Raw genomic sequence first — 13,881 nt, forward strand, 5'->3', positions numbered from 1 at the left:
ATCGAAAGAGCTAAAGAAGCGAGGTTGGAAGTTCGTCGGACCCACAACCGTTTATGCGTTTATGCAGGCAATGGGTCTTGTCAACGATCACGTCGAAGGCTGCATCATGCGGGAAAAAGCGACGCTGTTGCGCCGCTCGTTAATAAAGCCGGAATAATTCTTCTAAACAGAAGCTTGATGGATTTTGTTTACGTTGCTGCCCAGAGCAGCGTTAAATTCAGCATCCGATTGCTGCTTTGCCAGCCCTTCCGTAAGGGCGCGAGAGAACGACGCAATCATCTTGTTATTTTGGTTTAGCAGGTCACAGGCTTGCTCGGTCGAATATCCACCGGACAAGGCCACTACACGTAATACCCGAGGGTGATCTGCTACTTCGTCATAAAGATTCGCTTGGTTGGGAAGCGTCAGTTTCAGCATGATCTCCTGCCCTTCGGTCAGTTGATCCAAATTCTTAAGAATTTCTTCCTTAAGAATATTCTCGGCTTCGGCCTTGGTTTCAGAATGGATGTTAACCTCTGGCTCGACTATTGGAACCATGCCCGCGTCTGTGACCTCTCGGGCTACGTCGAATTGCTGGGCGACAATCGCCGCTATGCCATCTGCGTTTGCTTCGTGTATGACTGATCGCTCTTTGGTACCGAATACACCTTGTGCTTTGGACAAAGTATCCGCCAGCCCAGGGATTGGCTTCATCAGTTGAACGCCGTTTGCTGTTTCTTCCAAGCCCTTGTCTATTTTCAAGAAAGGAACGATGCCTTTTACAGACCAGAGATAGTCAGCTACTTTGTGGCCGTCGATTTCTTCACCTAGCGTGCGCTCGAATAGAATGGCGCCGATCACTTTGTCCTTGGTGAAATCGTCTGCAAGAATGATCCGGGCGCGCATTTCTTGAATTTCGCCGAACATTTCTTCGTCCGAGCTGTAATCAGTTTCAGGCACTCCATACAGTGCCAGCGCCTTTGGGGTCGAGCCACCACTTTGGTCCAATGCGGCGATAAATCCCGCACCGTTGGTCATTTGCGCGCGTTGTTCTGCCTTGGACATAACTCTTTCCCGTTCAAAATGATTCCGAATTCACCTTTCGCATACAGCAACCTGCAAACCGATGGTAGATTGTTAGCGCCCACGTACCCTTAACCAAATTCCATCCTTAGAGCGAACGGTAAGATGTGCGACCGGTACAGGGGTTTTTACAGGGATTGTTTCGAAACGGAACTGCCGCAGCAGCATCGATAGAATCAGTGGGCCTTCGATCATAGCAAAGCCAGAACCGATACAAACACGGGGTCCGGTGGAAAAAGGGATATAAGCATCCCTCTGACAGGATCTGCCGTTTTCCGTTTGCCATCTTGAGGGATCAAACTCATCAGGGCGTTCCCATAAGCGTTCGTGCCGGTGCAGGTGCCAAGGGCTGAGTATGATCTGAGACCCTCGAGCTATGTTCCGGCCGCGAAATTGCTCAGGGCAGCTTGTTTCCCGGACCATCATTGGAACAGGCGGATAGAGCCGTAATGCCTCACGAAAAACATCACGACAGATTTGTAGGCGGGAAACCGAGGCGAAGTCTGGTGCGTCCAGATGTTGCGCCTCCTCTGCAAGGCGATCTTGCCATTCTGGATTGAGCGCCACCAAATATAATGTCCACGCGAGTGCTGAAGCGCTGGTTTCGTGGCCAGCGAGAAAAAAGATCGCCACCTGATCGACCATTTCATCTTCTTCCAAGCAAAGCCCTGTTTCAGGGTCGGGCGTCGTCATTATCTTTGTTGCAAGATCGTCGGGTGCGTTACCTGCAATGATCAACTTGGCCCGCTCCTCGGTCATCATTCGAATCAGTTCCCTGATGTCGCGCGCTGTTTTGCGCGTTTCCCGGGAAAAAAACCTAGGAATCCAATGCGGCAAAGGAAAGAAAGCGGCCAGGTTCATCAATGGTTGTTCTCGTTGGTATGCCTTGAATTTCTTAAAAACTTGCGCCGCAACTTTGTTATCGATGGGCACAGAAAACAATGTTCGGAATATGACATCGGCCGCAACGTGACTCGTGAACTCCTCAAATTCGAGGTCTGAATTTATATGCGTTTGAAGTCTATCGACGCAGGCTTGGGCCGCAGCCAACATAGCTGGAAAAGTGTCTTTGAGGCGGCCACCCTCGAAAGCAGGATCGATCACGCGACGTTGCCGTTTCCAGGTTTCTCCATTGGTCAGGAAAACAGAGTTACCCAAAAGTGGACGCAAGCCTTCACCGACACGTTTGGACTTGGGAAAATCCTCAGGGCGTTCTTTCAAGACTAAGTCAATCAGTTCTGGTTGATTGATCAAAAAAGATCGAAAAAAAGGTGTGCGAAACTCTGCCATCCAAGCCCGATAAAGCCGCTCTGGCTGAGCGGACAATAGATCTTGTTTGAAAAGTTTTGCGTACCGCCACAGCGTGACCCTTCCCTCTCGGGATTTTGGTTTCGGCGGCTTCATGCTCTTACCGAAGTATATTTTGAAGCAGTTCGTGTGATACGAGACTGTGACGGAGCGCGTCCCTCGAACCGTTTTCTGAGTGTTAGTGGCCCTGCCGTTATTCTGAAATAGTCGTAATCGCCGGGTCGATCGAAGGCACACAAATACTGAAAGTGTAATCGAAAAAACCGCCAGCGCAGTGTTTTCAACCTCTCAGCAGAAAGTGTTTGCGTAAATGCTGCAGAAAGGACAAGCGGCCACTTTTGCTCTTGCCTCGCGACTCCACTGACTGCCACAGGGTCACATAAGGCAAAGGTACAACCATCACCAGGCGCGGACACATCCACCCAAGTCAAATTTGAACCGATGGAAAGATCGCGAAGGTCCTTTCGTAACCGATGCGCTTTGGGCAAAAAAGCTAGCATCGGAATAACCTGCCCCAAAGTTAAAAGTGATAAGGACGGGCTGTTCCGGAAACCATCGTGCTTTCGCAGGACGTCAGCTAACGCCATTACACCCAAATGTGCCCCTGAGCTGTGGCCAACGATCAAAACCTCATTCAGTTCGGTACTGAGGGCCTCATTTATTCGTTTGCTAAAAAGTTGTAGCCGGTCGTTCAACTCCGGTGAAACCACACCGCGCAAGCGAGAAGAATATGCGTAATCATGCAACAAGTAATAGGCGAACAAACGATTATCGATGCGCCGGAACCAAAATAAGGAACAATAGGCCCCTAAAGCAGCGGGCAGAATTGCCAGTTCGCCCATGTACGTATCAATCAATGCGTAGATCGACAACGCAATCAAAATGGCTATCAACAATTGCAAAATTAACATTACAACTGGGTAAAGCGCCGCCAGAACTGGTCCTTTACGAAGCCGCATCAAGCGCCAAAAAACGCCTGTCGACACATATGTCCAAACGGTTCTGGCCATTTGGATATATGTTACCAGGATCGACCCTGACATGCTGCGTTGGACGATATCCGACCAGGGCAGGACCTCAAATTCGGTCTGAACTTCAACGCCTTCTTGCACAGACGTGACATGCCAATTGTTAGAACCGCTTACTGAATCGGCCGAGACGCTGATCGAGTAACCCGAGATTTCCGCCTGTTCTTTCCCCTCTTTACGGTACAATTCACGGTATCGACGTGGCGGAAACGGATCGTATCCCGGAATGTAAAATACCCGGCGTTTGAATATTTGCGGAGGTCTGTTCTTACTGCTCATTTGGTCGACAAGTTAGCGTAGCATTGCCTTTAAGGTAAGGCCTGCAACGACAACATCATCGCCAATTTGCTAAAGGGTTAACCTAGTGCTGCCAAACCGGGGAAGGTTTCGACCAACCACCAACTAAACTGTGTAAACAGACCGGTAATCAACATTATCCCTACGAATAACAGCAGGGCTCCCATGACCTTTTCAATAGTCCCCAAATAGGGCTTTATCTGATTCATAAACTTCATTGACCTGTTCAGAAACATTGCCGCCAACAAAAATGGAATTCCAAGACCCGCTGCATAAACCCCCAACAAAAAAGTCCCTCTTGCAACGGAAGCTTCGGAGGCCGCCAATGACAAGATTGCTCCTAGCTGCGGTCCAATGCATGGGGTCCAACCAAATGCAAAAGCCAGCCCCAAGACGTAAGCCCCGAAAACCGATCCCCCAGAGTCCTTGGTTTCTACGCGAGCCTCTCGGTCCAGTAGAGGTATGCGGATAATATTCAAAAAATGCAGGCCGAACACGATTACAATGGCGCCCGACATCTTTGCGAAATGTTCTTGATTTTGCAGCACAAACGCCCCGAAAGCCGAAGCGGTAAACCCCAACAACAAAAAGACTGTCGACAAACCCAGCACAAAAAACAAAGCCGACAAGGTGGCTTTGCGCCTTGCGTGGGATTCATCCTGCATTTCGTTTATCGTCACGCCGCTCATATATGCAAGATAGGGTGGGACAATTGGCAGTACGCATGGCGACAGAAAGCTGATTAGTCCCCCAATCATCGCGACGAACATGGCGGGTAATAATCCCGCATCAATGATATCTATTCCGAACATGAGTCGGACATATGTTATCCGATGCTTCGCGTCACGGGTCTATTCGGTCACATCCTCGTGGTTGCGCGCTGGACAGCGTCGCGCACAACACATATTTCCAGAACAATGGAAGATACCGATGAAACACTGGACGCGCTCGGGCTTTTGTGTCCCCTGCCCGTCTTAAAGGCAAGAAAGCGGCTAAAGTCCATGCCGGCCGGAGCGTTGCTGCGCGTTTTGGCGGACGATCCTGCTGCTATTGTAGACGTCCCGCATTTTTGCGCCGAGGCGGGCCACAAACTGCTTTCTCGCGAAGACGCAAATGACCATCAGGTTTATTTAATCCAAAAATCGTCCTGATTACGCCTTTGATCTACTTAAAAAAAGCGGACCAATAGGTCCGCTTTTTTCATTGCCCTAGTGACCACCAACCTCGGCGTTTGGGTTTGGCCCGAGCTGGCTTGGGTTCTTCGGCAACAGTCTCGAGTACCGGTTCAGACGCTTCTCCAAGCTTTTCCGGTGGTTCGGGGTCTGCCTCCTCAGTTGCAGCAATATTTTCTGACACTTCAGACGCAGTAACTGCGTCGTTTACGCCAGATGGCTCTGCAACTACTTCAGATACCTTTTTGTCACCTTCGGTATTCTGGACCTCGATCTCCTGTTGCTCTGCTTCAGCTTCGATGGCGGTGGGTTTCTCAGCCGTTTCATCCTGAGCATTCTTAAGTGTCTCTACTTCCTCAGCAGGTTGCACATCTGCGTCTTTCTTCCGTCGACGCGGCGCGCGGCGTTTCTTGGGTTTTGCTGACTTTTCTTCATCCTCTGCGGGTTCGGGATTAGCACCTTCTTCTTCTGCAGACACCAGTTCGTCAGTACCGGCAACTTCAACAGGTTCGCCTTCCGCGACATCGGATTCGGTCGCATCCGAATTGACTCCGCTCTTCTTGCGACGACGACGACGGCGTTTGCGCTTGGGCTTGGCTTCTTCTTCTGTTTGCTCGGTGTTTTCGTCTTCAACTTCGGGTTCTTCGGTCGAATCCACCAGATCCATAAGTGAGGCGTCCACCGAAACTACAGGCGCGGTCGCTTCGGGCACGATCCGGCTGGCTGTCTTGAATTTCTCCATTGAAAAGTCAGGGCTAACGAGATGAACGTCGCCCTCAACCCGAACTGACAACCCGTACCGGGACTCGATTTGGGCAATATGTTCTCTCTTTTGGTTCATCAGGAAATTGGCGATACTTACTGGGCACCGAACCAAAACCTCGCGAGAGCGACGACGCGTGCCTTCCTCTTCAATCTGCCTAAGTATCGACAGTGCCATATTGTCATCTGAACGGATCAAACCGGTTCCGTGGCAAGACGGGCATGGTTGCGTTGTTGCCTCGATCATTCCAGGCCGCAAGCGCTGACGGCTCATTTCCAGCAAGCCAAATCCTGATATCCGACCAACTTGAATTCGCGCTCGATCAGTTTTCAGCTTTTCCTTCAAGCGCTTTTCGACCGCTGAATTGTTCTTGCGCTCATCCATATCGATGAAGTCAATGACGATCAGTCCGGCCAAGTCCCGCAATCGCAATTGCCGCGCCACCTCTTCGGCGGCTTCAAGATTGGTCTTAAGCGCGGTGTCTTCGATCGAGCCTTCTTTTGTGGCTCTGCCCGAGTTTACATCGATTGCGACCAATGCTTCCGTTACGCCGATTACGATATAGCCACCAGACTTCAACTGAACTGTCGGGTTGAACATCCCCGCCAAATAGCTTTCGACCTGATATCGCGCGAATAACGGCAGCGCGTCTTCATAACGCTTCACGTTCTTAGCGTGGGACGGCATAATCATTTTCATGAAGTCCTTGGCGATACGATACCCGCCTTCGCCCTCCACAAGAACTTCGTCGATATCGCGATTGTACAAATCACGGATCGAGCGTTTGACCAAATCGCCTTCTTCGTAAATTTTTGCAGGAGCAATCGACTGCAAAGTAAGCTCGCGAATCTGTTCCCACAAACGCTGCAGGTATTCGTAATCGCGCTTTATCTCGGATTTGGTGCGCTTTGCGCCGGCTGTCCGAACGATCAATCCGGCACCGTCGGGAACATCAATTTCCGCCGCTATGTCTTTTAATTTTTTCCGATCTGCTGCGTTTGTTATCTTGCGGCTAATTCCCCCGCCCCGCGCTGTATTCGGCATAAGAACGCAATACCGGCCTGCAAGCGAAAGATAAGTAGTAAGGGCGGCACCTTTGTTGCCGCGTTCTTCTTTAACGACCTGCACCAGCAGGACTTGGCGAACCTTGATGACTTCTTGGATCTTGTAGCGACGAGGACGCGGCTTGCGGGGTGGTCGAATGTCTTCACTGTCATCTTCCTCGGCAACTGACTCAATCTGGTCGTCTTTGTCCGAGGCATCAGTTGAAGCCTCTTCACTTTCTTCAACCGAGTTGTCGCTGTCGGGCTCTTCCCGTTCAGTCTCAGAGCCATCGGATTCGGTATCGTTGGAAGGTTCAACCTGACCGTCGTCTTCATCGTCCGCTGCCTGTGGGGGCTCTTGCGTAACAGTCTCATGCTTTTCCTCTGAAGCAGTTTCCGACTGGGCTTCTACGCTTGATCCATCACCGTTTGCGTCATCTGCGACAGTGTCATCCGAAGTTTCTTCTTCTGCGGATTCTTCGGGTTCCTCGACAGGGGTTTCTCCAACCAATTCCATCGGAGACGTCCCTTCGGGGACCTCTGAAACGTCGCCTTCGTCTACTTCGTCCAGATCTATTGTCTCCATCCCCGTTGGTTCAGAGGACACGTCCATTGTCTCAACGGGATCATCAGACTTAACATCCGCAGCTTTGCTGCGCGATCTAGATCGGCGTTTTTTCGGTTTGGATTCTTCGTCTTCATCGCGTGCCTTCATTGCTTCGGCATAGGCACGCTCCTCTTCCATCAAAGCTTCGCGGTCAGCGACCGGTATTTGATAATAATCCGGGTGAATTTCCGAAAACGCCAGAAAACCATGGCGGTTGCCACCGTAGTCCACAAAAGCCGCCTGTAGAGACGGCTCAACCCGCGTTACTTTTGCAAGATAGATGTTGCCAGCAAGCTGGCGTTTGTTTTCGGACTCAAAGTCGAACTCCTCAACTTTGTTCCCGTCGACCACCACGACGCGGGTTTCCTCCGCGTGGGTGGCATCGATAAGCATTTTCTTGGCCATTTGTCCTTGGTGCACCGCGCCAAACGCATTGTCCTGGCCCGTCCGGTTGGAAGGGCGCATTTGGGGAGGTGTCTTGTCAGGGCGATATCAGACGGCGCGCGGCAGGGTCTGGCGCCATGGCCCCCTGCCCGTATACTCGATCGTTGCGCGCGCGTCATCGCGGTTCTTCTCCGACAGGCGCGATTTATCGCTGCCTGCCCATTTATTCCTTTCGCCCGTCATTCGGGCTCAGGTGCTCTACTGCCCAGTCAGGGCACAATCGGTCTGCTTTGCTGCCAAAGTTTTTCTTCACTTGCGGCAAAGCAGCGAAACTCAAATATCCGGGGCTTAAGAGCGGAAAAATGCCCGGCCCGTTCGAACACAATAAAAGCAGTCCTGCGGAAAAGACAATGGGCAAACTGAATTGCATCCTACGAACTTAACGCGGGTGCACTTCAATTAGGTAAAAAGTTCGCAAACGTGAATTAAATTGGTTGCTCAGGAAGTTTGGGGCCACAATTGGCGCTTACAAATAGTCTGACCGCTGCAGCCCATACTTCGCCATTTTCTCGTTCAAGGTCCGGCGCGGTAGACAGAGTTCGTCCATAACTGAAGCGATCGAACCTTTGTGGCGACGCATGGTGTTGTCGATCAGCATCCTTTCGAATGCCTCGACATATTCCTTAAGCGGCTTGCCTTCAGTTGTCATAACCGGCTGCATTTCCTCATGGTCGGACATTAAAAGCGAAGCAATCGTACCAGACCCACGACGCGATTGCAGAACCGCACGCTCGGCTATGTTGATCAACTGGCGCACATTCCCCGGCCATGGTGCCTGTAATAGCTGAGCAGCTTCTTGGGCGCTGACCTGCGGAGTGTCGCAGCCGTATTCCTCAGCGAATTGCTCGCTTAAGCGGGTGAACAAAGTCAGGATATCTTCACCTCGCTGCCGCAAAGGTGGCATTGTTATACGAAGTGCAGCCAATCGATAAAACAAATCGGGCCGCAGAACATCCTCGCTGGTTTTACCAGCTTCCTGCAAATTCGAGATTGCCACTATCCTCGTCTCTGCCGGAGTGCCCTGCTGATTCATCACGCTCAACAGTCGCGCTTGCAGGGTATCGCTTAGCGCCTCGACATCCTCGAGTACTAGCGTTCCGCCACGTGCCTCCTCAATCGCTGGCAGTTGCGAGTCTTCGGGCATCATCGGTCCAAACAAGCGCTTTGAAAGCGCATCTTCTTCCAAAGCAGCGCAGGAGACCAAAACAAATTTCTTGCCCGCACGGCTACCGACGGCGTGCAGGGCGTGAGCAACCAGTGTTTTGCCTGTTCCGGTTTCCCCATCGATCAAAACGTGACCATCCGCCTGACCCAAATCCAGAATATCCTCTCGCAGACGTTCCATAACCGGGCTGGCGCCGATCAACTTGTTCATAATCTGAGTTCCGCCAGACAACTCTCGCCGCAGCGCCCGGTTGTCCAACGTCAATCTTCTTGCATTACTGGCGCGTTTGGCCAATTCCGACATGCGGTCCGGATTGAAAGGCTTTTCGAGGAAATCGAATGCACCTACGCGCATGGCCTCAACAGCCATCGGCACGTCACCGTGTCCGGTGATCATAATCACAGGCAAGGTGCTGTCCGCGCCCATGAGTTTCTTCAACAGCTGGATGCCGTCCATACCGGGCATCTTGATATCTGATATCACGATCCCTGGATACTCTGGCCCGAGCACCTTTAGAGCATCTTCGGCGCTTGCAAACGTCTCGGTGTCGTAACCTGACAACGCCAACCATTGGCTGATCGACTGGCGCATGTCCTGTTCGTCGTCCACGATGGCGATCTTCATGGCTTGTGCCATAGTCATTCCTCGTTATTCAGCGGCCTCCAGGCCGTCGCTTCCAAGTATCGGCAGCTGCATTTCGAAAACTGCGCCGCCATTTTGTCCGTTGCGTGCGGTCAGCCGCCCACCGTGGTCGTTGACGATCCCGGACGAGATAGCAAGGCCTAGTCCAACTCCGTCCCCGGGCCGTTTAGTAGTGTAAAACGGTTCGAACAGGTTTTCGATATCCTCGATGCCATGCCCATTGTCTCGGACGGTCAGTACCGCAGTCTCACCCGCCGCAAGGATGATTTCAACGTCCGGTTCATCTATTGATTTGGTGGCGTCCAGAGCATTTCGCAAGAGGTTGACCATGACCTGCTCAATCCGCATTCGATCGCCCATCACGACCACAGGTTCCTCAGGCAAAATTTGCGTAATCTTGACATGACGTTGCCTCAGCTGCGGCTCCATCATTGATAGAGACGAAGCCAGCGCTTCGCCAAGATCTACAGGGGAAAACGCGTCCGCGCCCTTTCGAGCATAAGATTTTAGCTGCCGGGTTATTGCGCCCATCCGCTCAATCAATCCATCGATCCTGCCGAAACTGGCCAATGCTTCCTCTGATCGATCACGACGCAGTAAAAGGCGCGCACCTGCAAGATAGGTTTTCATCGCAGCCAAAGGTTGATTCAATTCGTGACTTACGGCTGCCGACATCTCACCCAATGCGGCCAGTTTCGAACTTTGCGCAAGGGTTTGCTCGGCAACTTCCAGCGTCTTTTCAACCCGTTCACGCTCAGCGATTTCCCGCTGCAACCTGGTGTTCAATGCGCGAAGCTCCGCCGACTCTCGCTGGAACAAAGTCATGCGGGACGTTGCCCGCCGGCTGAGCGCGTAGAACGCAAGGGCCAAGAGAATCGCAAAACCCATGATTTCCAAGGCCAGAACGCTGTTCACCTTCTCCCGGATCGAGGAGTAGGTGGTGAACGAAGTCATCTGCCAACCTCTGAACGGAATACGCGTTTCCATCCGCATCACCGCTTCACCCTGCAGGTAAGCGTCGGGCGGAAGGGCGGTCCAATCTGTCGTTGCCCGAATGGCCCTTTGGATCGCCCCTTGTGGGGGTTGCCGAAGCATTGCCGACCCCTCGTCCAATCCACGCCATTGAGGTTCCGTCGACAAAATAATAGTGCCAGTACTATCGGTCACCATAACCGCATCTGAGATACCCGCCCAAGCTCGTTCGAATTTCTGTAAGTCGACTTCGACAACTATCACGCCAAGAACTTCAGAATTCGCCTCGATGCGCCGTGAATACACGAACTTGTAACCACCAGATTCGCGCGGAATAATTGAAAACAGGGTTGCATTCGCGCGGATTGCATCGACAAAATATGCTGTGTTGCGGTGACCTTCGCCCAATCGATTTCGGTCTGTTGCTGCCACGGTCAATCCATCGCCATCCAACAATACCAGCGAAGCGGCTCCAATTTCTTCGACGAAGGAAATCAGTCGCTGGCTCGATAAGGTATAGTCGCTCGACTGCAAGGCGCCGATCAGGGTCGGGTCGCGCGCAAGCAATTGTGGGACGATGGCGTTGCGGCGCAGCTCGCTAAGCAAGTTGCCAGAATAAAGTGCCAGCCGAAGCTCGGCCCGATTGCGCGTAGACTCAGTAAACCTGCTGGTAAGTAAGCTGTTGGTAACCCAAACAGTGACAACGGTTGCGAGAAGAAGAACCAGAACGGCAATTCGCAGGCGCCAGCCTAGTGGGCCGCCTCCAAAACGGCTCAGAAAACCGGGGCTCTCTGGTTGAACGTCTGAACTCATTTTTCGACGCTACGCGCCAGTGACATTGATCTCAAGTCATGCCGGTGCGAAAACACCGGACAGTGCGCGGAAGAGCGCCGCTCCATCCGTACCGCCATGGCCTGAATCCGCCGCACGCTCGGGGTGCGGCATCATGCCCAACACACGGCGGTTGCCAGAAAGGATACCAGCGATGTCGTCGCGCGAACCGTTGGGGTTTTGATCATATGTAAATGCAACCCGATCTTGATCTTTCAACGTCGCCAAAGTTTCATCATCTGCAAAATAATTGCCGTCATGATGAGCAATCGGAATATCGATCACATCACCGGCGTTGTATCCTTCGGTGAATGCACTGTCGCTGGTTTGAACGCGCAGACCAACAGTTCGGCAGATGTATTTAAGACCAGCATTGCGCAACAAAGCACCGGGCAGAATCCCGGTTTCAGTCAGGACCTGAAAACCGTTGCATATTCCGATGGCATATCCGCCTCGCTCAGTATGTTGGACCAGCGCCTTGCAGATCGGCGACTGCGCAGCAATCGCTCCGCATCGAAGATAGTCACCGTAAGAGAATCCTCCGGGAACGCCGACAATATCCACACCATCCGGAAGGGTGGCGTCCTTGTGCCAAACCATGTCGACCGAAAAGCCAGCCCTTTCAAAGGCAACGGCAAGGTCCCTGTCACAGTTTGAGCCTGGAAACACGATAACTGCTGCGCGCATGGCTAACCCTCTGTTTTCTGGAAAGACTTAAACCATTTCTATTTCAAAACGTTCGATAACTGTGTTTGCCAACAGTTTTTCGCACATATCTGTTATATCAGCTTCGGTCGCACCTTCCGCCAATTCAAGATCGATTACCTTTCCCTGGCGCACGCCCTCAACCTTATCAAAGCCCATGGCGCCCAATGCGTGCCGAACCGCCTCGCCCTGCGGGTCTAGTACCCCGTCTTTGAGCATCACATGCACCCGTGCCTTCATTTTCGTAAACTCCACCTGAAGATCATGGAACTGGCGTGTTCCGATGGGTGGGGAATATCCTGCTTGGCCTTGTTGGACAACCCTTGGTGCGGCGGCACTTTTTGTCTATCAATTGTTGCCCGATTGCGTTGTTAATCCGGGGTAATGCACGTCGATTGCATTGAATGTACCTGTTAAAACCATCTCAACGGCGACCGCGACCAATAAGATTGCCATGATGCGCGTCAAAACGTTGATCATTGTTTCTCCGACGAGGCGAGAAATTTGGTCGGCAAACAGCAACCCCAATGCAACAATTGCACACGCGATTAACACCGCGGAACCCAGCGTCACCACTTCGGAGCCATGCGATAGTTGGTGAGAAAAAACGATCGTCACCGCGATTGTGCCGGGACCAATAGTAAGCGGAATTGCCAAGGGAACGACCGCAAAGTTTAGCTTTCTTTCGTGCCCTTCCGCTGCAGCCGCCTGATCGCCCGGAGAGCGGTCATCGGCCCTTAACATCGACATTCCAATTCCAAAAATTATGATCCCGCCTGCAATTCGGAACGATGGGACGTCTATGCCGAAAACGGCCAATACTTCCTCACCGATCACAACTGCAATCAAGGCAATGACCGTTACCGAAACAGACACAATCAAAGCGACCCGCCGACGCTCTTCCTTCTTGCAGTTTTTCGTCATGCTCAAGAAAATCGGAATATTATAAAGCGGATTGAAAATAGCGAGGATCGCCGCCAAAAACTTGAGAAACACGGCTTGGTCAAACAAATCGAGCATGTTGAATATCGCCTTGACAGTAAACCAAAAAGATCGTTCGGCACAGAGCATGCTGTATTCTTGTCGAAGCTGTCAAACGCGCATCTTGAACTAAAAAGGCGTCACGTTATTTCCATGACGCCTTGCTAGAAAATGTTGCAATGACAATCAGTTGATCAGAGTCGGCTTAGAGACATTACTTTTTGGCAGAACGCCCAGACGGCGAGCAACTTCGGAATAGGCATCTGTAAGGTTGCCCAGATCTCGGCGAAACACGTCTTTGTCCAACTTCTGCCCGGTTTCGATATCCCAAAGACGGCAGCTGTCGGGACTGATCTCATCTGCGACAATCAGACGTTGATAATCACCGTCGAAAATTCGCCCGATTTCTATTTTGAAATCGACCAGACGGATGCCAACAGCCAGCATTACTCCACTCAGAAAGTCGTTGACCCTTAACGCGATGCTTAGAATGTCGTCCATGTCCTGCTGACTGGCCCAGCCAAAAGCAGCGATGTGTTCTTCGGTGACAAGTGGGTCGCCCAGAGAGTCGTCTTTGTAGCAATATTCGACTATTGGACGCGGCAATTGGGTGCCTTCAGCTATCCCAAGGCGTTTTGACATTGTCCCGGCGGCATAATTGCGCACGATCACTTCAAGCGGAACAATTTCGCAATTCCGCACCAGCTGCTCACGCATATTCAAACGGCGGATAAAGTGGTTGGGAACGCCGATTTGTGTCAGGCCTGTCATGAAGAATTCACTCAGGCGGTTATTCAAAACACCTTTGCCGTCGATTACATCCTTTTTTTCCGCGTTGAATGCGGTGGCGTCATCTTTGAA

Annotated in this window: 13 protein-coding genes; 2 read left to right on the plus strand and 11 right to left on the minus strand. The window is 51.8% G+C overall.

Going from position 1 to position 13,881, the window contains the following annotated elements:
• The coding region (locus tag AC2FNV_RS21725) for a DNA-3-methyladenine glycosylase I (RefSeq protein WP_496774500.1) at nucleotides 1-157 on the plus strand (157 nt) is incomplete at its 5' end.
• Nucleotides 158-162: 5 nt separating this feature from the next.
• On the opposite strand, the gene AC2FNV_RS21730 is transcribed toward AC2FNV_RS21725, so the two are convergent.
• The 4 genes from AC2FNV_RS21730 to AC2FNV_RS21745 form a co-directional block, all read right to left on the minus strand.
• The gene (locus AC2FNV_RS21730) at nucleotides 163-1,044 is read right to left on the minus strand and encodes a fructose bisphosphate aldolase (protein WP_170606828.1); all 882 of its coding nucleotides are present in this window, start codon (nucleotides 1,042-1,044) and stop codon (nucleotides 163-165) included.
• Between the two features lie 72 nt (nucleotides 1,045-1,116).
• A complete protein-coding gene (locus AC2FNV_RS21735; RefSeq protein WP_170480410.1) occupies nucleotides 1,117-2,466 on the minus strand; it encodes a cytochrome P450 in 1,350 nt (449 codons plus the stop codon).
• Nucleotides 2,463-3,677 (minus strand): hypothetical protein, encoded by a 1,215-nt coding sequence (locus AC2FNV_RS21740; protein WP_170606827.1) that lies wholly within the window; start codon nucleotides 3,675-3,677, stop codon nucleotides 2,463-2,465. Before AC2FNV_RS21740 ends, AC2FNV_RS21735 begins: the two co-directional genes overlap by 4 nt.
• A 77-nt stretch (nucleotides 3,678-3,754) precedes the next feature.
• Nucleotides 3,755-4,507, minus strand: a complete 753-nt coding sequence (locus AC2FNV_RS21745; RefSeq protein ID WP_170606825.1) for a cytochrome c biogenesis CcdA family protein — start codon at nucleotides 4,505-4,507, stop codon at nucleotides 3,755-3,757.
• A 105-nt stretch (nucleotides 4,508-4,612) separates the two neighbouring features.
• Here AC2FNV_RS21745 and AC2FNV_RS21750 point away from each other — a divergent pair, with 105 nt between their 5' ends.
• Entirely contained in the window at nucleotides 4,613-4,846 is a 234-nt protein-coding gene (locus AC2FNV_RS21750) for a sulfurtransferase TusA family protein (RefSeq protein WP_170480406.1), read from the plus strand.
• Between the two features lie 49 nt (nucleotides 4,847-4,895).
• Here the strand turns inward: AC2FNV_RS21750 and AC2FNV_RS21755 are convergent, their stop codons facing one another.
• The 7 genes from AC2FNV_RS21755 to purC form a co-directional block, all read right to left on the minus strand.
• Complete coding sequence (locus tag AC2FNV_RS21755) at nucleotides 4,896-7,685, minus strand: Rne/Rng family ribonuclease (protein WP_170610823.1); 2,790 nt, start codon at nucleotides 7,683-7,685, stop codon at nucleotides 4,896-4,898.
• A gap of 505 nt (nucleotides 7,686-8,190) precedes the next feature.
• A complete protein-coding gene (locus AC2FNV_RS21760) occupies nucleotides 8,191-9,525 on the minus strand; it encodes a sigma-54-dependent transcriptional regulator (RefSeq protein ID WP_170480674.1) in 1,335 nt (444 codons plus the stop codon).
• 12 nt (nucleotides 9,526-9,537) lie between these two features.
• A complete protein-coding gene (locus AC2FNV_RS21765) occupies nucleotides 9,538-11,316 on the minus strand; it encodes a sensor histidine kinase (protein ID WP_170480404.1) in 1,779 nt (592 codons plus the stop codon).
• Nucleotides 11,317-11,352: 36 nt separating this feature from the next.
• Nucleotides 11,353-12,021, minus strand: a complete 669-nt coding sequence (gene purQ / locus AC2FNV_RS21770; RefSeq protein ID WP_170480402.1) for a phosphoribosylformylglycinamidine synthase subunit PurQ — start codon at nucleotides 12,019-12,021, stop codon at nucleotides 11,353-11,355.
• 27 nt (nucleotides 12,022-12,048) lie between these two features.
• Nucleotides 12,049-12,279 carry a phosphoribosylformylglycinamidine synthase subunit PurS gene (purS, locus tag AC2FNV_RS21775; RefSeq protein ID WP_170480400.1) on the minus strand — a complete coding sequence of 77 codons (231 nt, stop codon included), beginning with the start codon at nucleotides 12,277-12,279 and terminating at the stop codon, nucleotides 12,049-12,051.
• A 108-nt stretch (nucleotides 12,280-12,387) separates the two neighbouring features.
• Nucleotides 12,388-13,059 (minus strand): MarC family protein, encoded by a 672-nt coding sequence (locus tag AC2FNV_RS21780; protein ID WP_496774497.1) that lies wholly within the window; start codon nucleotides 13,057-13,059, stop codon nucleotides 12,388-12,390.
• A gap of 147 nt (nucleotides 13,060-13,206) precedes the next feature.
• A partial coding sequence (purC, locus tag AC2FNV_RS21785; protein ID WP_496774499.1) for a phosphoribosylaminoimidazolesuccinocarboxamide synthase occupies nucleotides 13,207-13,881 on the minus strand: 675 nt, incomplete at its 5' end.

Source organism: Ruegeria sp. BHSA163 (genome assembly GCF_059613365.1).

What these genes read in the sequence shown, in the direction of transcription:
- AC2FNV_RS21730 (WP_170606828.1), bottom strand. Translation starts at nt 1,044, where the DNA reads ATGTCCAAGGCAGAACAACGCGCGCAAATGACCAACGGTGCGGGATTT.
- AC2FNV_RS21735 (WP_170480410.1), bottom strand. Translation starts at nt 2,466, where the DNA reads ATGAAGCCGCCGAAACCAAAATCCCGAGAGGGAAGGGTCACGCTGTGG.
- AC2FNV_RS21740 (WP_170606827.1), bottom strand. Translation starts at nt 3,677, where the DNA reads ATGAGCAGTAAGAACAGACCTCCGCAAATATTCAAACGCCGGGTATTT.
- AC2FNV_RS21745 (WP_170606825.1), bottom strand. Translation starts at nt 4,507, where the DNA reads ATGTTCGGAATAGATATCATTGATGCGGGATTATTACCCGCCATGTTC.
- AC2FNV_RS21750 (WP_170480406.1), top strand. Translation starts at nt 4,613, where the DNA reads ATGGAAGATACCGATGAAACACTGGACGCGCTCGGGCTTTTGTGTCCC.
- AC2FNV_RS21755 (WP_170610823.1), bottom strand. Translation starts at nt 7,685, where the DNA reads ATGGCCAAGAAAATGCTTATCGATGCCACCCACGCGGAGGAAACCCGC.
- AC2FNV_RS21760 (WP_170480674.1), bottom strand. Translation starts at nt 9,525, where the DNA reads ATGGCACAAGCCATGAAGATCGCCATCGTGGACGACGAACAGGACATG.
- AC2FNV_RS21765 (WP_170480404.1), bottom strand. Translation starts at nt 11,316, where the DNA reads ATGAGTTCAGACGTTCAACCAGAGAGCCCCGGTTTTCTGAGCCGTTTT.
- purQ (WP_170480402.1), bottom strand. Translation starts at nt 12,021, where the DNA reads ATGCGCGCAGCAGTTATCGTGTTTCCAGGCTCAAACTGTGACAGGGAC.
- purS (WP_170480400.1), bottom strand. Translation starts at nt 12,279, where the DNA reads ATGAAGGCACGGGTGCATGTGATGCTCAAAGACGGGGTACTAGACCCG.
- AC2FNV_RS21780 (WP_496774497.1), bottom strand. Translation starts at nt 13,059, where the DNA reads ATGCTCGATTTGTTTGACCAAGCCGTGTTTCTCAAGTTTTTGGCGGCG.